Source organism: Thermomonas fusca (genome assembly GCF_005862345.1).
Lineage (GTDB): Bacteria > Pseudomonadota > Gammaproteobacteria > Xanthomonadales > Xanthomonadaceae > Thermomonas > Thermomonas fusca.
On record NZ_SROY01000001.1, the window covers coordinates 896,902 to 911,694 of the forward strand.

Annotated in this window: 18 protein-coding genes; 3 read left to right on the forward strand and 15 right to left on the reverse strand. The window is 69.4% G+C overall.

Translation table 11 applies throughout. The features are described 5' to 3' along the window. Positions 1 to 148: 148 nt before the first annotated feature. The 12 genes from ptsP to E5S66_RS04195 form a co-directional block, all read right to left on the reverse strand. On the reverse strand, positions 149 to 1,870 hold the full coding sequence (gene ptsP / locus E5S66_RS04140) for a phosphoenolpyruvate--protein phosphotransferase (RefSeq protein WP_138347716.1): 1,722 nt from the start codon (positions 1,868 to 1,870) through the stop codon (positions 149 to 151). Further along, positions 1,870 to 2,139, reverse strand: a complete 270-nt coding sequence (locus E5S66_RS04145; RefSeq protein ID WP_028839970.1) for an HPr family phosphocarrier protein — start codon at positions 2,137 to 2,139, stop codon at positions 1,870 to 1,872. Before E5S66_RS04145 ends, ptsP begins: the two co-directional genes overlap by 1 nt. 30 nt (positions 2,140 to 2,169) lie before the next feature. Further along, a complete protein-coding gene (locus tag E5S66_RS04150) occupies positions 2,170 to 2,562 on the reverse strand; it encodes a PTS sugar transporter subunit IIA (RefSeq protein ID WP_138347718.1) in 393 nt (130 codons plus the stop codon). 79 nt (positions 2,563 to 2,641) lie between these two features. Then, positions 2,642 to 3,511: an RNase adapter RapZ gene (gene rapZ / locus E5S66_RS04155; protein WP_138347720.1), complete on the reverse strand. Its 870-nt coding sequence runs from the start codon at positions 3,509 to 3,511 to the stop codon at positions 2,642 to 2,644. Beyond that, positions 3,508 to 4,464, reverse strand: a complete 957-nt coding sequence (gene hprK, locus E5S66_RS04160; RefSeq protein ID WP_138347722.1) for an HPr(Ser) kinase/phosphatase — start codon at positions 4,462 to 4,464, stop codon at positions 3,508 to 3,510. The genes rapZ and hprK overlap by 4 nt, the downstream gene beginning before the upstream one ends. 39 nt (positions 4,465 to 4,503) lie before the next feature. Then, positions 4,504 to 4,830, reverse strand: a complete 327-nt coding sequence (hpf, locus tag E5S66_RS04165; protein ID WP_138347724.1) for a ribosome hibernation-promoting factor, HPF/YfiA family — start codon at positions 4,828 to 4,830, stop codon at positions 4,504 to 4,506. Positions 4,831 to 4,890: 60 nt separating this feature from the next. Then, entirely contained in the window at positions 4,891 to 6,306 is a 1,416-nt protein-coding gene (locus tag E5S66_RS04170; RefSeq protein ID WP_138347726.1) for an RNA polymerase factor sigma-54, read from the reverse strand. Positions 6,307 to 6,381: 75 nt separating this feature from the next. Further along, the gene (gene lptB / locus E5S66_RS04175) at positions 6,382 to 7,101 is read right to left on the reverse strand and encodes an LPS export ABC transporter ATP-binding protein (protein ID WP_138347728.1); all 720 of its coding nucleotides are present in this window, start codon (positions 7,099 to 7,101) and stop codon (positions 6,382 to 6,384) included. After that, positions 7,101 to 7,631, reverse strand: a complete 531-nt coding sequence (lptA, locus tag E5S66_RS04180) for a lipopolysaccharide transport periplasmic protein LptA (protein WP_138347730.1) — start codon at positions 7,629 to 7,631, stop codon at positions 7,101 to 7,103. Before lptA ends, lptB begins: the two co-directional genes overlap by 1 nt. Then, complete coding sequence (gene lptC / locus E5S66_RS04185; protein ID WP_028839962.1) at positions 7,615 to 8,169, reverse strand: LPS export ABC transporter periplasmic protein LptC; 555 nt, start codon at positions 8,167 to 8,169, stop codon at positions 7,615 to 7,617. The genes lptA and lptC overlap by 17 nt, the downstream gene beginning before the upstream one ends. Beyond that, positions 8,166 to 8,711, reverse strand: coding sequence for a KdsC family phosphatase (locus tag E5S66_RS04190; protein WP_246037124.1), 546 nt, complete (start codon positions 8,709 to 8,711; stop codon positions 8,166 to 8,168). Before E5S66_RS04190 ends, lptC begins: the two co-directional genes overlap by 4 nt. Next, on the reverse strand, positions 8,711 to 9,697 hold the full coding sequence (locus E5S66_RS04195) for a KpsF/GutQ family sugar-phosphate isomerase (protein ID WP_138347734.1): 987 nt from the start codon (positions 9,695 to 9,697) through the stop codon (positions 8,711 to 8,713). The genes E5S66_RS04190 and E5S66_RS04195 overlap by 1 nt, the downstream gene beginning before the upstream one ends. 66 nt (positions 9,698 to 9,763) lie before the next feature. On the opposite strand from E5S66_RS04195, the gene E5S66_RS04200 reads away from it, so the two are divergent. Both E5S66_RS04200 and murA read left to right on the forward strand, forming a co-directional pair. Beyond that, positions 9,764 to 9,997 (forward strand): BolA family protein, encoded by a 234-nt coding sequence (locus E5S66_RS04200; protein WP_138347735.1) that lies wholly within the window; start codon positions 9,764 to 9,766, stop codon positions 9,995 to 9,997. After that, complete coding sequence (gene murA, locus E5S66_RS04205; protein ID WP_138347737.1) at positions 9,997 to 11,268, forward strand: UDP-N-acetylglucosamine 1-carboxyvinyltransferase; 1,272 nt, start codon at positions 9,997 to 9,999, stop codon at positions 11,266 to 11,268. The genes E5S66_RS04200 and murA overlap by 1 nt, the downstream gene beginning before the upstream one ends. 16 nt (positions 11,269 to 11,284) lie before the next feature. On the opposite strand, the gene E5S66_RS04210 is transcribed toward murA, so the two are convergent. From E5S66_RS04210 to E5S66_RS04220, 3 genes are read right to left on the reverse strand one after another with little or no spacing between them, the layout of a single operon-like run. Further along, positions 11,285 to 11,668 carry an ACT domain-containing protein gene (locus tag E5S66_RS04210; RefSeq protein ID WP_138347739.1) on the reverse strand — a complete coding sequence of 128 codons (384 nt, stop codon included), beginning with the start codon at positions 11,666 to 11,668 and terminating at the stop codon, positions 11,285 to 11,287. 30 nt (positions 11,669 to 11,698) lie between these two features. Further along, positions 11,699 to 12,124, reverse strand: coding sequence for an MAPEG family protein (locus E5S66_RS04215; RefSeq protein ID WP_138347740.1), 426 nt, complete (start codon positions 12,122 to 12,124; stop codon positions 11,699 to 11,701). 54 nt (positions 12,125 to 12,178) lie between these two features. Further along, positions 12,179 to 12,538 (reverse strand): hypothetical protein, encoded by a 360-nt coding sequence (locus E5S66_RS04220; RefSeq protein WP_138347742.1) that lies wholly within the window; start codon positions 12,536 to 12,538, stop codon positions 12,179 to 12,181. Positions 12,539 to 13,951: 1,413 nt separating this feature from the next. Between E5S66_RS04220 and E5S66_RS04225 the strand changes: the two genes are divergently transcribed. Continuing rightward, positions 13,952 to 14,752: an IS110 family transposase gene (locus tag E5S66_RS04225; protein ID WP_138347744.1), complete on the forward strand. Its 801-nt coding sequence runs from the start codon at positions 13,952 to 13,954 to the stop codon at positions 14,750 to 14,752. Positions 14,753 to 14,793: the final 41 nt, after the last annotated feature.

Consider the following 14,793-nt stretch of genomic DNA (forward strand, 5'->3'; position numbering starts at 1 on the left):
CATCGACGGGATGCCCTGCAAGCCGCAGCGGGTCAGGCGTTCATAGTGCGGGCATTATCGCCCGCCGCGGTGGCGGTGCCCACCCCAAAACCGTAAGCGATGGCGGCGGATGTGCGAATGCGTGCGCGCGAATCCGCGCCAACAGCGTTCAGCCGGCCGGGTTTGCCTGCAGCCAGCGCTCGATGCCGCTGCGGTTGCGCGCGCGCAGCAGCGCCGGCGCGGCGGCGCGCAGCTGGCCAAGGTCGCAGGCGCGGATGGTGCGGCGCACTTCCAGCAGGGTGGCCGGATGCAGGCTCAGCTCGGTCAGGCCCAGTGCCAGCAACATCGGCACGAACGCGGGATCGGCGGCGATCTCGCCGCAGACCGTGACCGGCTTGCCGCGGCGCTGGCCGGTGCGCACCACGTCGCGCAGCACCCGCAGCACCGCCGGGTGCAGCGGCGAGTACAGGCCTTCCAGCGCCTCGTTGGTGCGGTCCGCGGCCAGCAGGTACTGGACCAGGTCATTGGTGCCGATGGAGAGGAAATCGCACAGGCCGATGAAGGTGGGTAGCGCCAGCGCCGCCGATGGAACTTCGATCATCGCGCCCAGCGGGATCTGCGCCGCGATTTCGCGGCCTTCGGCGCGCAGTTCGCGCAGCACTTCATCCAGCGCATTGCGGACCGCACGCACTTCCTCGCCGCCGCTGACCATCGGCACCAGCACCCGCAGCGGGCCGTAGCCGGAGGCGCGGGCGATGGCGCGCAGCTGGGTGTGCAGCAGCCCGCTGCGGGCCAGCGACAGGCGCACGCCACGCAGGCCCAGCGCGGGGTTGGGCTCGTCGCGCAGGGCCAGACCGGTCTTGTCGGCCTTGTCGGCGCCGAGGTCGAGGGTGCGGATGGTGACGGTGCGGCCGGTCATCGCCAGCACCGCGTCGCGGTAGGCGCGGAACTGCGCGTCCTCGTCCGGCAGTTCGCTGCTGCCGAGGAACAGGAATTCGGTGCGGTACAGGCCGACGCCGGCGGCGCCGAGCGCGTGCGCTTCGGTGACGTCGTTGCGCGATTCCGCGTTGGCCCACAGCTTGATGTCCGCGCCGTCCAGGGTGCGGGTGGGCTCGCGGCGCAGGCGGTTGAGCTGGCGGCGCTCGCGCTTGACCTCGGCGGCGCGGCGGTGGTGGCCGCGCAGGTCGGCCGCATCGGGTTCCAGCACCACCAGGCCGCTGCCGCCGTCGATCGCCAGCACGTCGCCGTCGTTGATCTTCTGCAGCGCCTGCGCGGCGCCCACCACCAGCGGCAGGTGCAGGCTGCGCGCCAGGATCGCGCTGTGCGATAGCGGGCTGCCGCCGGCGGTGATCACCCCGACCACGCCCTGCGCCTGCAGTTCGGCCAGCTCCGCCGGGGCCACGCTGTCGGTCACCAGGATTTCGCCGGAAGCGCCCTGCAGCGCCGCGCGCTGGCTGTGCAGGGCGGCGTGCAGGCGGCCGATCACCTGGTCGATGTCGTCGATGCGGCTGCGCAGGTAGGGATCGTCCATGCCCTCGAAGACCGCGGCGATGCGGTTGCGCTGCAGGCGCAGGGCGTAGTCGGCGGTGTACAGGCCGGTGCGGATCAGCGCGTCGATGCCGGACAGCAGTTCGGGGTCGTCCAGCAACAGCGCGTGCAGGTCGAGGAATTCGCCGATCTCCTGCGCCAGTGCGCCGTGCAGGCGTTCGCGCAGGCTGCGCATGTCGGCGCGCACGCTGTCCACGGCTTCGTGGAAGCGCGCCAGTTCGGCCTCGACATCCTCAGCGCCGATCCGCGCTTCGTCGATGTCCAGCGCGTGCGGCAGACGCACGCGGGCCCGTCCAAGCGCGCTGCCGCGGGCGGCGGCGGTGCCGGACAGGAGCTGGCGCATCAGCTGTCCTCGTCGAAGCGGCGCTCGAACAGCGCCGTCACCGCATCGGCTGCGGCCTGCTCGTCCTTGCCATCGACCCGCAGCACGACTTCGGCGCCGGGGCCGGCGGCGAGCAGCATCACGCCCATGATGCTCTTGGCGTTGACCTCGCGGCCGCGCGCTTCCAGCGTGGCCTGGCAGGGGAAGCCCGACAGCAGCTGCACCAGCTTGGCGGTGGCGCGCGCGTGCAGGCCGAGGCGGTTGGTGATGGTCAGTTCGCGGCGGATCACGCGCGTTCTCCGCGGCGGCAGGTGTGGGGGTCAGGCGTCATCGATGATGGCTCCATTGCGCGAACCGGCGGCGGCCACCGACGGCAGATCATCCAGATCCAGCTCCGCGTAGTTCATCACCCGCAGCAGCATCGGCAGGCTCAGTGCCGACACCCGCCGCGCGGGCGTGCCGATCCGCGCCAGCCGTGCGGCGATGTTGGCGGGGGTGGCGCCATACAGATCGGTCAGCAGCAGCACGCCTTGGCCGGCGTCGACCCGGCGCATCGCCGCGCTGGCCAGCGGCAGCATCGCGTCGGGGTCGGCATCGAACGGCACCTCGAACGCCTCGCAGGCCAGCGGCAGATTGCGCAGCAGGCGCGTGGCCACGGCCAGCAACGCACTGCCGACGCCTTCATGGGTGACGAGGAGGATGCCAACGGACATCCCGCAAACTTAACAGACGCGGGTGATGCCGCGAAAGCGCCCCGGCGCGGATTTGTGCGCGTGTCCGAGGCGTGGCGTGTCAATCCAGTTCGCGGTGGTGCACCGCCACTTCCGCCCAGCCGCTGTCGCGGCAGTGGCGGGCCAGCCGTTCGGCCAGGTAGACCGAGCGGTGGCGGCCGCCGCTGCAGCCGAAGGCGATGGTGGCGTAGCTGCGGGTTTCCGAACGCAGCTTGGGCAGCCAGCTGTCGAGGAAGGCCTGCACCTGGCCGGCGTAGGCGATCACGTCGGGCTCGGCGTCGAGGTGTTCGCGCACTTCCGGGTCGCGCCCGGACAACGGCCGCAGGCGCGCATCCCAGTGCGGATTGGGCAGCACCCGCGCGTCGAACACGAAGTCTGCATCGGGCGGCACGCCGCGGCGGTAGGCGAATGACTGGAACAGCAGCGACAGCCCGGTGCCGGACAGGCCGAATTCTTCCAGCACGCGGCGGCGCATCTGGTGGACGTTGAGGCCGCTGGTGTCGATGCGGATGTCGGCGATCTGCCGCAGCGGCTTGAGCGCCTGCCGGTCCAGCGAGATCGCGTCGGCCAGCGCCAGTCCGAGGTGGCTGAGCGGATGCCGGCGACGGGTGTCGGCATAGCGGCGCAGGATCACCTCGTCGCTGGCCTCCAGGTACAGCAGCTGCGGATTGGCGCCGAGCGCACCGACCTGCGACAGCATCGTCGGGACTTCGGCAAGGTCGCCGAGGCTGCGCGCATCGATACTGACCGCGATCTTGGACGGCGCCGACTCGCTGGCCTGCAGCAGTCGCACGAACCCCGGCAGCAACTCCGCCGGCAGGTTGTCCACGCAGTAATAGCCGAGGTCCTCCAGCGTATGCAGCGCGCCGGACTTGCCGGAGCCGGACATGCCGCTGACGATCAGCATGGTGGGCATCTCGCGGGCGTTCATTGCGCGGCGTGTTCGAGGAAATGGCTGTGCCGGGCCATGAACGCAGCGGCCGGGTCGATGCCCTTGCTGCGCAGGATGTGCATGCGGGTGGCGGCCTCGGTGAGCACCGCCAGGTTGCGCCCGGCCATCACCGGGATGGTGATGGCCGGCACGTCGAGGTCGAGCACGCGACGGGTACCGAGGTCGCCGGTCAGGCGTTCCATCCCGCCGCTGCTGGACTCCAGCGACGGCTTGCTGAGGTGCACGATCAGGCGCAGGTACTTGTTCCGCTTGACCGCGGTGTCGCCGAACATCTGCCGGATGTTGAGCACGCCGAGGCCGCGCAACTCCAGCATATCCTGCAGCAGCTCGGGGCAGGCGCCGTCCAGCACGTCGGGGGCGATCTGGGTGAATTCGGGCGCGTCATCGGCGACCAGGCGGTGGCCGCGGGTGACCAGCTCCAGCGCCAGCTCGCTCTTGCCGGAGCCGGACTCGCCGGTGATCAGCACGCCGATGGAGTAGATCTCCATGAACACGCCGTGCAGGGTGACCCGCGGCGCCAAGGTGCGCGCCAGGATGTATTGCAGGTGGTTGAGCAGTTCATGGCCGCGCCGCGGCGATACCCACAGGGGGGTGTCCGATTCCTCCGCCGCGATGCGCAGGTCTTCCGGGCACGACTGGCTCTTGCTGATGACCAGCGCCAGCGGGCGGAAGTCGATGATCTTGTGGATGGTCTCCCAGCGCTGGCGGGCGTCCAGCCCGTCCAGCCATTCCAGTTCCTCGGTGCCGAGGATCTGTACCTTGTTCGGATAGATGGCGTTGAGGTAGCCCGCCAGCGAAGGCCGGCGGGCCACCGTATCCACCGCTTCCAGCACGCGCTGGCCGCCGGTTTCCTGTCCGGCCACCCAGCGCAGCGACAGCCGCTCCTGCTGGTTGGCGAACAGCTCGGCGGCGGTGATGCGGGCGGCGCTCATGCGGTGCGGAGCGAAGGGAGGACAGTCATCGGCGCCGGCTCACTCGTCCGCGCTCATTCGCGCCAGCCCTTCGCTGCGGCGCTGCTCGACCAGCTTCTCCTTGTGCTTGATCAGCAGCCGGTCCAGTTTGTCCACCAGCAGGTCGATCGCCGCGTACATGTCCTGGCCCACGGCGTCGGCGTGCAGCTTGCGGCCGGCCAGGGTGACGTTGGCCTCGGCCTTGTGGTCGGGCTTGTCCAGCCCGAGCTGGACGCGGATCTCGCAGTCGCCCTCGAAGTGCCGGCCCAGCCGCTCGAAGCGGGTTTCCACGTAGCTGCGCAGGGCGGGCGTGACTTCCATCTGCTGGCCGTAGGTTTCGATCTGCATCTTGACCTCCTTCTGCTGTGGCGACGGGCAGGGTGCCCGTGGCCGGGATGGCGCACCGGTTCAGCCGATGCGCATACGCTCGTGCGATGCCGGGATCTGCAGGGCCTCGCGGTATTTCGCCACCGTCCGCCTTGCCACCGGCACGCCTTCCACCTTCAACGTATCGGCAAGCCGTGCATCCGACAAGGGCTTGCGCGGGTTCTCTGCGGCCACCAGCTGGCGGATGCGGTCCTGGATCGCGGTGCTGGACGCGCTGCCGCCATCGCCGGTGCCGATGCCGGAGGCGAAGAAGTCGCGCAGCGCCTGCGTTCCGCGCGGCGTGCGCACGTATTTGCGGGCGATCGCGCGCGACACCGTGGATTCGTGCAGGCCCAGATCCGCGGCCACGCTGCGCAGGGTCAGCGGGCGCAGCGCCTGCGGGCCGAATTCGAGGAACGCGGCCTGTTCGTGCACCAGCCGGCGCACCACCCGCAGCAGGGTGTCGGCGCGCGCTTCCAGACCCTTCAGCAGCCAGCGCGCTTCCTGCAGGTGGCCGCGCAGGTAATCGGCGTCGCCGGCGCTGGCGTGGCGGATCATCTGCTGGTAATCGCGCTGGATTGCCACCCGCGGCAGTGCGCCGGCCGCCAGCGCCACCTGCCACAGGCCCTGCTGGCGCCAGACCACGCAGTCGGGGCGGATGTAGCTGCCGGCGGGCAGGGCGCCGTAGCGGGCGCCGGGGCGCGGATCGAGCGTGCGCAGCAACTGCACGGCGGCTTCCGCCGCGGCGGCCGTGCAGCCGAGCAGGGCCCGCATGCCGTCGATGCCCAGCTTGGGCAACTGCTGCAGCGGACCGGCCGCGATCGCCAGCGCCAGCTCGCGCGCCGGGGTGTCCGCCGGCAACGCCTGCAGCTGCAGGCGCAGGCATTCGCCGAGATCGCGCGCACCGACCCCGACCGGGTCGAACTGCTGGATGCGGTGCAGCACCGGCAGCATTTCCTCGGCGGTGGTGTCGAGGTCCGGGCGCAACCCGGCCGCCAGCGCGGCCAGGTCTTCGCGCAGGTAGCCGTCGTCGTCGATGGCGTCGATCAGGGCGATGCCGATGCGGCTGTCGCGCGGGCTGAAATGGCCCAGATGCAGCTGCCACAGCAGGTGATCCTGCAGGCTGTCCTCGACGTCCGGCTGCTCGATCCCGTCGCCGTCGTCGCGCCCTGCGACCGCGGCGCCGCGCTCCTGCCAAGGCTCGGCATCGCGATCCCACGGCTCGTCCAGCGCCGGTTCGGGCGGCTCGGGCGCGGCCGGTTCCGGTGGCGCTGCGTCTGCTTCGGGCTCGACGGGCGTTGCGTCTTCCTGCCAGTCCAGCAGCGGGTTGCTGGCCACCGCGTCGGCCACCTCCGCTTCCAGCTCCGCCGCGGAAAGCTGCAACAGGCGGATCGCCTGACGAAGCTGCGGGGTCAGGACCAGGTGTTGCTGCGTCGCGGGGGACAGGCGCTGCTTCATCCGCCCCCAGCATATCGCCAGCGGCGCTAAAAAAACGTGGCTGGCGGTAGGCGGCGAGACGCGCCGTCGACGCGGTTACAGGCGGAAGCTGTCGCCCAGGTACACCCGGCGCACGTCGGGGTTGTCCAGCAGTTCGGCTGGCGCGCCCTGCGCCAGCACGGCGCCGTCGGCCAGGATGTAGGCGCGGTCGCAGATGCCCAGCGTTTCGCGCACATTGTGGTCGGTGATCAGCACGCCGATGCCGCGCTGCTTGAGGTGGCGGACGATGCGCTGGATCTCGGTCACCGAGATCGGATCGACGCCCGCAAACGGTTCATCCAGCAGGATCATGCGCGGCTTGCCGGCCAGCGCGCGGGCGATCTCCACCCGCCGCCGCTCGCCGCCGGACAGGCTGGCGCCAAGCTGTTCGGTGACGTGGCCGATCTGCAGTTCATCCAGCAGCGCGTTCAGTTCGTCTTCGCGGCCGTTTTCGTCGAGGTCCGGGCGCAGCTCCAGCACCAGCCGGATGTTGTCGGCCACGCTCAGCTTGCGGAAAACCGACGGCTCCTGCGGCAGGTAGCCCAGGCCCAGCTTGGCGCGCGCGTACATCGGCTGGTCGGTGATGTCCTTGCCGTCCAGCACGATGCGGCCGGCGTCGGCGGGCACCAGGCCCACGATCATGTAGAAGCAGGTGGTCTTGCCGGCGCCGTTGGGGCCAAGCAGGCCGACCACTTCGCCCGGGTTCAGGGTCAGCCCGAAGTCGCGGACCACCTCGCGCGAACGGTAGCGCTTGCGCAGACCTTCCGCCGACAGCATCAGGGCGTGCCCTTGCCACTGGCCTGGGCCGGCTGCGCCTGCTTGGGCAGGATGCGCATCTTGACCCGGCCGCCGCCGCTGCCGCCGCCGCTTTCCAGCTGGCCGGTCTTGAGGTTGTAGACCACCCGCTCGCCGCTCAGGCTGCCGCGCTGCTGGGCGATGCTGACGTTGCCGGTGAACACGATCACCTCGTTGCGCATGTCGTAATCGACGCTGTTCGAGCGCGCATCGATGTGGTCGCCGTCGTCCATGTCCTGCTGCAGGCGCACGCCGCCGCTGAACTGCGCGCGGCTGGGCTTGCCCGCCACCTGGGTGACCACCGCCTTCTCGGAAACGATGCGCAGGCTGCCCTGGGTGATGGTGGCCTGCCCGCTGAAGGTGCAGGTGGCGTTCTCGCCCAGGCCGCAGTCGCTGCGCGCGGCTTCGATGTCCATCGGCTGGTTGCGGTCGGAGCTGCGGGCGATGGCGGTGCCGGTGGCCAGCAGGGCCAGCGCCAGGACGGTGGCGGCGAATTCAGTCGTGCGGGACATAGTGGGTGCGTACCTGCGAGAGAAGCGAGACCTGCTGGCGGTCGAAATCCGCCTCCAGACCGATGCCGCGCATTGTAAGTCCGGGCCGGGTCACGGTGACGGCGGCGGTGGAGCGGGCGCGGTTGCGCTCCAGATCCAGCGCCAGCCAATCGGTTTCGATGCGGGTGGGCGGCGGCGCGTCGGCCGGACTGTCGGCGCGTACCTGCCCGCGCAGCTCCAGCTGGCCGCCGCCGGCCGGGACGAAGCCCTGTTGCGCCACCACGTTCCAGTAGCGGCCCAGCCGGTCCGGCACCAGGAATTGCGGGGTGGCCAGGGTCATGGTGCGGTCGGCCGGGTCGCGCTGCAGGACCGGGCCACGCAGGGTGAACGATTCCTTGCCCTGCTTGTCCAGCGCGGTGATCTCGTAGTCGCGCAGCACGTAGTCCGGGCGCGTGCGCAGCACGCCGTCGTCGGCCGGGTGCGACATCCGCCACACCGACCAGCCGGTGGCGATTGCGCCCAGCAGCAGCACCAGGGTGAGGGGCAGGCGCCAGTTCACGGGTGCTCGCCGTGTTCGAGGATCGCCTCGACTTTGCCCTGCGCATGCAGCAGCAGGTCGCAGGCGTCGCGCGCCGCGCCGTCGCCGCCGCGCTGCGGCGTGACCCAGTGCGTGGCCGGCAGCACCCAGGGATGTGCATTGGCCGGGGCGATGGCCAGGCCCACCGCGCGCATCGTCGCCAGATCGGGCAGGTCGTCGCCCATGAAGGCGGCCTGGTCCATGCCGATGCCCATTTCCGCGGCGATGCCACGCATGCACTCTAGTTTGCCGCGCTCGCCGATGTGCAGGCGCGCCACCTTCAGTTCGCGGCCGCGCGCCAGCGTCACTTCGCTGCGACGCGCGCTGACCAGCGCCACCTCGATGCCGGCCTGGCGCAGCAGCACCAGGCCCAGCCCGTCCTGCACGTGGAAGCGCTTGTGCTCGCGGCCATCGCTGTCGAACTGCAGGCCGCCGTCGGTCAGGGTGCCGTCGACGTCGAAACCGATCAGGCGGATGCGCGCGGCGCGCTCGAGGACGTCGGCGGGATAGGCGGGCATCGTCATCACACCACCCGCGCGCGCAGCAGGTCGTGGATGTTGAGCGCGCCGACCAGGCGGCCATCGCCGCTGGTCACCAGCAGGCCGCTGATCTTGTGCGCTTCCATCAGCTGCGCGGCTTCCACCGCCAATGCGTCGGCGTCGACGGTGCGCGGGGTGCGGGTCATCACCGCGTCGATGCGGGTGGTGCGAAGGTCGATCTGGGCGTCGTCCAGGCTGCGGCGCAGGTCGCCGTCGGTGTACAGGCCGAGCAGACGGTCGTCGGCATCGACCACCGCGGTCATGCCCAGCCGCTTGCGGCTGATTTCCATCAGCGCCTCGCTGATGCTGGCCTCCGGCGCCACCTTCGGCACGTCGTCGCCGACGTGCATCACGTCGGTGATGTGCAGCAGCAGCCGCCGTCCCAGCGCGCCGGCCGGATGCGAGCGGGCGAAGTCGTCGGCGGTGAAGCCGCGTGCTTCCAGCAGCGCCACCGCCAGCGCATCGCCCATCGCCAGCGAGGCGGTGGTGCTGGAGGTGGGGGCCAGCTTGAGCGGGCAGGCTTCCACCGGCACCGCCACGTCGAGGTGGATGTCGGCTTCGCCGGCCAGGGTGGACCCGGCGCGGCCGGTCATCGCGATCACCGTATTGCCCTGGCGCTTGAGCGCCGGCAGCAGCAGCAGCAGTTCGTCGCTTTCGCCGGAATAGGACAGCGCCAGCAGCACGTCGGCATCGGTCACCATGCCCAGGTCGCCGTGTGCGGCTTCGCCCGGATGCATGTAGAACGCCGGGGTGCCGGTGGAGGCGAGGGTGGCGGCGATCTTGCGCGCCACGTGCCCGGACTTGCCCATGCCGGTGCAGACCACCCGCCCGCGGCAGGCCAGCATCGCGCGGCAGGCGGCGCTGAACGCGCCATCGACGCGCGCGGCCACGGCCGCCAGGGCATCGGCCTCCACCGCGAACACGCGGCGGCCGCTGGCGGCGAAATCGAAGCTGTCGGGCTGGGCAGGCATGAAGGGGGCTCGGCGGGTTTCCGCTAAACTGGGCCGTTCAGTTTACGCGAGTCCCCCTGCCAGCCCATGAACGCCGACACCATCCGCCAGCTGATCGAATCCGGCCTGCCCGGCGCCCGCGCCGAGGTCCAGGGCGAAGACGGCGTCCACTTCGAAGCCACCGTGGTCTGCGCCGCCTTTGCCGGCAAGCTGCCGCTGGCCCGCCACCGCATGGTCAACGCCACCCTGGGCGCGCTGATGGGCCGCGAGATCCACGCCCTGCAGCTGAAGACCCTGACTCCCGAAGAGGCGGCCGCCTGATGCAGAAGATCGTGGTTGGCGGTGGCGCCCGCCTGGCGGGTGAAGTCCGCATTTCCGGTGCCAAGAACGCGGTGCTGCCGATCCTGTGTGCCACCCTGCTGGCCGACACGCCGGTGCGGATCACCAACGTGCCGCGCCTGCACGACGTGCTGACCACCGCCAAGCTTCTGGCCGGCCTCGGCGCCGGCGTGGCCCACGAGGGCGACGCGATGACCGTCGACCCGCGCAGCGTCAACAGCCACGTGGCGCCGTACGAGCTGGTCAAGACCATGCGCGCCTCGGTGCTGGTGCTGGGCCCGCTGCTGGCGAAGCACGGCGTGGCCGAAGTCTCGCTGCCGGGCGGCTGCGCGATCGGTTCGCGCCCGGTGGACCTGCACATCAAGGGCCTGCAGGCGCTGGGCGCGAAGATCAGCGTCGACCACGGCTTCATCAAGGCCAGCTGCGACGGCCGCCTGAAGGGCGCGCGCCACGTGTTCGAACTGGTCAGCGTGGGCGCCACCGAAAACGTGCTGATGGCCGCCGCGCTGGCCGATGGCACCACGGTGCTGGAAAACGCGGCGATGGAGCCGGAGATCGTCGATCTGGCCGACTGCCTCAACGCGATGGGCGCGAAGATCAGCGGGCACGGCTCCGCGCGGATCGTGGTCGAGGGCGTGGAGCGATTGCACGGCTGCGAGCACGCGGTGGTCGCCGACCGCATCGAATGCGGCACCTTCCTGGTCGCCGCGGCCATGACCGGTGGCCGCGTCACCGCCACCCATGCGCGCGCCGACACCATGGACGCGGTGCTGGACAAGCTGCGCGAAGCCGGCGCTGAGATCACCCTCGAAACGACGGCCGATGCCGGCGACCGCATCACCATCGACATGCACGGCAAGCGCCCGCGCGCGGTCAACATCACCACCGCGCCGCACCCGGCCTTCCCCACCGACATGCAGGCGCAGTTCATGGCCATGGACTGCGCGGCCGACGGCGTCGGCGTGGTCAACGAAACCATCTTCGAAAACCGCTTCATGCACGTCAACGAGCTGCTGCGCCTGGGCGCGGACATCCGCGTGGACGGCCATACCGCGGTGGTGCGCGGGGTGGAGCGGCTGACCGGCGCGCCGGTGATGGCCACCGATCTGCGCGCTTCGGCTTCGCTGATCCTGGCTGGGCTGGTGGCGGAAGGCGAAACCACCATCGACCGCATCTACCACCTCGACCGCGGCTACGAGAACATCGAAGCCAAGCTGTCGGCGCTGGGTGCCAGCATCCGCCGAATCGACTGAGCCGCGCCCGCGGCCGTCATTCCACCAGTGAGTGTCCGGCGCCGCGCAGCGTGGCCATTGCGCGCGGCAAGGCGGTTGCTTTCACCAGCAGGTAGTCGGTGTCGAAGGTGCTGACCGCGAAGATGCCGATCCCGGCTTCCGCCAGCGGTGCCAGCAGCGCCGCGAGGATGCCCACTTCGTCGAACGCGAACGGGCCGTGCAGCTTGAGCGTGCGCCAGCCGCCATCCAGCTTCGGCGCCGGCGGCGCCACTTCCTGCGGACACACGATCGACAGCTCGTCGGCGGTGCGCGACACCGAGGCGAAGCCCGCCGCCTCCAGCACGCCTGCCGGCACCGGCGCATCCGCCGCCAGCCGGGCGATCACGTAAGTCTGGGGCAGCAGCGAAAGGCGCAGCGGCATGCGGGAGTCCGGTCGGGTTGGTCGGTCGGCTCAGGCGGCGAGGTACGACAGCGCGTAGCCCGCCCACATGGCGGCCAGCACGCCAAAGCCGGCAAGGAAGACGGCGAACCGGTGCATCACCCGGTTGTAGCTGCACTGGATCGCGCTGTGGACGATCCGCAGGCCGACGAACAGCCAGGCGGCTGCGGGCAGCCACGCCGGCAGGTGGGCGGTGGCAAGCGCGACGGCGCACAGCACGTAGAACAGCACCGGCAGTTCGAACAGATGGTTGTAATTGTCCGATGCACGGGAATCATCCAACCGCTTTGCGCGCTCCACCGACAGCGCCACCGTCTGCGGATGGATCCGCCGCGCGCGCATCTCGGTGACGCGCACCACCAGCATGCGCAGGCCGACTGCGAAGGTGAGTGTTGCCAACGCCGCGCAGGCGGCGACCAGATGCTGTTGCGGACCCATCGATTTTCCCCGTTGCTGGAACCGTGATGGCGAAGACCGCGGCCTGCGGTCGCGTCAGCGCGCGGCCCAGGCCAGGCACAGCGTGCCCGTCGCCCACAGTACCACCCAGGCCAGGTGGCGGCCGCGGGTGAACAGCAGCGGCAGCACGCCGCAGGCAAGCAGGCACCAGCCCAGCGTCCGCGCGATCATCGCAGCTGGTGGGCCGTCGCCGAGCTGCCAGAGCACCGCGCTGATGCCCAGCGCCAGCAGCGTGGTCAGGTGCCAGGCGAAGCGCAGCGTATTGCGGGTGAACGCCGGGCCGCCGAACAGCGGCGGCAGCTCGCGGCGGAACAGCCGGATCAGGATGTAGCGTTCGCCCAGCACGGAATGGGCCAGGCCCAGCAGTGCCAGTAACAGCGCGGCGATCTCAAGCATGGAGTTGTTCCTCGGGGCTCGCCCCGAGAGTACTGCGAGGAAACACCGCGAACGACGAGAGTGCATGCATGTCTGCTGCCGCGAGACGCCGCGGGCGCAGCGCGATGCTCAGGTCAGCGCGATCCGGTGAACGATGTTGCCGTCGAGCGCCAGGAACCCAACGGAAGAAACGGTTGGCAGGTTGCGTCTGCGCACCGCTTGGCGCAGCTGCGGAAGCATTGCTTCTAGCGGCTTAACACCTGAGTTAAGCCGCGCCGCGAAGCGGCTTCGGCTTGAATGAATTGTTAGGGCTCATGCCGCGCCCCACAAATGTGTTCCGCTACAGGTTTGGATAGGTGGCGCCCTGTAAACGGTAGCCGTACTGGAACGTGGACGAACCTAGAGAAACGCTGCGAGCGAGTGGCTGTATGCCGTTGAAGCTCCATGACGACGGTTGCGCACACTCCTGCTCACGGTGGCCCGCGAAGGAGATCCGAACGAGCCCAGTTACCGATGATGAGGCAGGTGGAAAGATAACTTGCATCCCAGCCGAGTTTGGTCCGCCTGCGACAGAGCCCGTGGGCGTGCACTCTGCGGAGATCCTCAGACCTTCGACTGCGAGGGCAGCAGACCATCTTCGTCCGCCGTTGCGATGAAGCGTGGCGAGGCCGTACGTGGCGGAATAGCCTTTTTCCTGCATGTAACGGACGTAAGCGCGGTCCGGGAGCCAAAAGTCCAGGGCCAGATATGGCTGACCAGGACCGAGCTGTGTCAGAGGGTCGGAAGGAGCTACCCGTGCGAACCAGAGCGCGGCCGCTCCGTGCGGGGGCCAAGTGGGAGAACGCCCATCGATAGTGAAGGTACCCATACGAACGAATTCGAGGAAGGAGACCCCCCAGTGTCTCTTGCGCGGATGCCTGGCGAGAAAGGCCCTTGCCCACTGGACATTACTGCCGGCAAGTTCCTCGATGGTGAGGAAGCGAAGATGCGAAGGAAGTCTCCGTCGAACCGAGGATGGATCGAAAGCAAGCCAAGTCACTATCTCCTCAGGTTCCGCAACTGACCAATGTGTTTGGGCGCCATCTGGGAGATCTGGTAATGCCCTAGTGGATTCCGTCGCAATCCTTTGACCAGTCTTTACTTGAAGTGCGGTCGAGCAGGCACATCCGAGCAGCGCGGGGCCGAGCATTAACGATGCGATGATATTGGACATGAGTCCTAACGCCTTATGTCTTGAACACTCCCTACTCTAGGCGCCGAGAGCCCGGCGTGCGTGCCCGATAACGCCTCGGTGTCAGCACCACCGTAATTCAGCAGGGGCCGCACGCCGGATCTCGCGCGCGCCCGAACAGTTGATCGAGGTTTCCCTCGAACTGACAAGCGTGGGCCTCGGGCGCGATGCTCTCGGCCACTCAACTGTAGCGGAGAACGGGAATGGCGGCAGTCGGGATCGGTGTGGGCAAGACCAATCTGGACGTTGCGGTGGAAGGTCGCCAAGGCGTCACGCGGTACGCGAACACCCCCAGTGGCATAACGAAGCTCGTGAAATGGTTGGGGGGCCTCGAGGCGCCCCGCATCGTGGTGGAGGCCACTGGCGGTTATGAAGAGCCGGTACTCGAGGCCTGTTGCGATGCGGGCCTGTGGATCTGCCGGGTCAACCCACGGCAGGCGCGCAACTTCGCCAGGGCGACCGGTGAGTTGGCCAAGACGGATGCGATCGACGCCCGCCAGCTGGCACTGATGGCGCGGCTGCGGGTTGACCGGCTTCGACCCCATGTGGCGCCGCAGGCGTGGCAACGGGAGCTGCGCGACTGGCTGCGTCGTCGTGGCCAGATCGTCATGACGCTGCAAGGCCAGAAGCAACAAGCTGCGATGGCCCCGTCCGCAGTGCGAACCCTGACGTTGCGTACCATCGCCGCGCTCGCCCGCGAGCTGAAGGCAGTGGAACAAGCGATCAACAGACTGATCAAACAGCACGCTACCCCGGCCGTATGTTCCAGCAAGGGACTGGGACCGGTCTTCCAAGCGAGCATGCTGGCGTTGCTGCCCGAGCTGGGCGAACTGAGCCGTCGCGAGATCGCGAAGCTGGTGGGTGTGGCGCCGATGAATCGCGATAGTGGCCAAGGACAGGGAAAGCGCCGGATCCACGGCGGGCGGGCGCCGGTGCGGGTGGCCCTGTACATGGCAACCCTGTCGGCCCGACGTCCCCCCGCTTTCAGTAGCAGGTTGATCTAGAGTCCGGGGTTGATAGTAGTGGATACCAGCGTTTGGGCGTA

Bases quoted from the DNA above. Each gene is read 5' to 3' on its own strand.
- ptsP (WP_138347716.1), bottom strand. From the start codon at position 1,870: ATGCGCCAGCTCCTGTCCGGCACCGCCGCCGCCCGCGGCAGCGCGCTT.
- E5S66_RS04150 (WP_138347718.1), bottom strand. From the start codon at position 2,562: ATGTCCGTTGGCATCCTCCTCGTCACCCATGAAGGCGTCGGCAGTGCG.
- rapZ (WP_138347720.1), bottom strand. From the start codon at position 3,511: ATGAACGCCCGCGAGATGCCCACCATGCTGATCGTCAGCGGCATGTCC.
- hprK (WP_138347722.1), bottom strand. From the start codon at position 4,464: ATGAGCGCCGCCCGCATCACCGCCGCCGAGCTGTTCGCCAACCAGCAG.
- hpf (WP_138347724.1), bottom strand. From the start codon at position 4,830: ATGCAGATCGAAACCTACGGCCAGCAGATGGAAGTCACGCCCGCCCTG.
- E5S66_RS04170 (WP_138347726.1), bottom strand. From the start codon at position 6,306: ATGAAGCAGCGCCTGTCCCCCGCGACGCAGCAACACCTGGTCCTGACC.
- lptB (WP_138347728.1), bottom strand. From the start codon at position 7,101: ATGCTGTCGGCGGAAGGTCTGCGCAAGCGCTACCGTTCGCGCGAGGTG.
- lptA (WP_138347730.1), bottom strand. From the start codon at position 7,631: ATGTCCCGCACGACTGAATTCGCCGCCACCGTCCTGGCGCTGGCCCTG.
- E5S66_RS04190 (WP_246037124.1), bottom strand. From the start codon at position 8,711: ATGACGATGCCCGCCTATCCCGCCGACGTCCTCGAGCGCGCCGCGCGC.
- E5S66_RS04195 (WP_138347734.1), bottom strand. From the start codon at position 9,697: ATGCCTGCCCAGCCCGACAGCTTCGATTTCGCCGCCAGCGGCCGCCGC.
- E5S66_RS04200 (WP_138347735.1), top strand. From the start codon at position 9,764: ATGAACGCCGACACCATCCGCCAGCTGATCGAATCCGGCCTGCCCGGC.
- murA (WP_138347737.1), top strand. From the start codon at position 9,997: ATGCAGAAGATCGTGGTTGGCGGTGGCGCCCGCCTGGCGGGTGAAGTC.
- E5S66_RS04210 (WP_138347739.1), bottom strand. From the start codon at position 11,668: ATGCCGCTGCGCCTTTCGCTGCTGCCCCAGACTTACGTGATCGCCCGG.
- E5S66_RS04215 (WP_138347740.1), bottom strand. From the start codon at position 12,124: ATGGGTCCGCAACAGCATCTGGTCGCCGCCTGCGCGGCGTTGGCAACA.
- E5S66_RS04220 (WP_138347742.1), bottom strand. From the start codon at position 12,538: ATGCTTGAGATCGCCGCGCTGTTACTGGCACTGCTGGGCCTGGCCCAT.
- E5S66_RS04225 (WP_138347744.1), top strand. From the start codon at position 13,952: ATGGCGGCAGTCGGGATCGGTGTGGGCAAGACCAATCTGGACGTTGCG.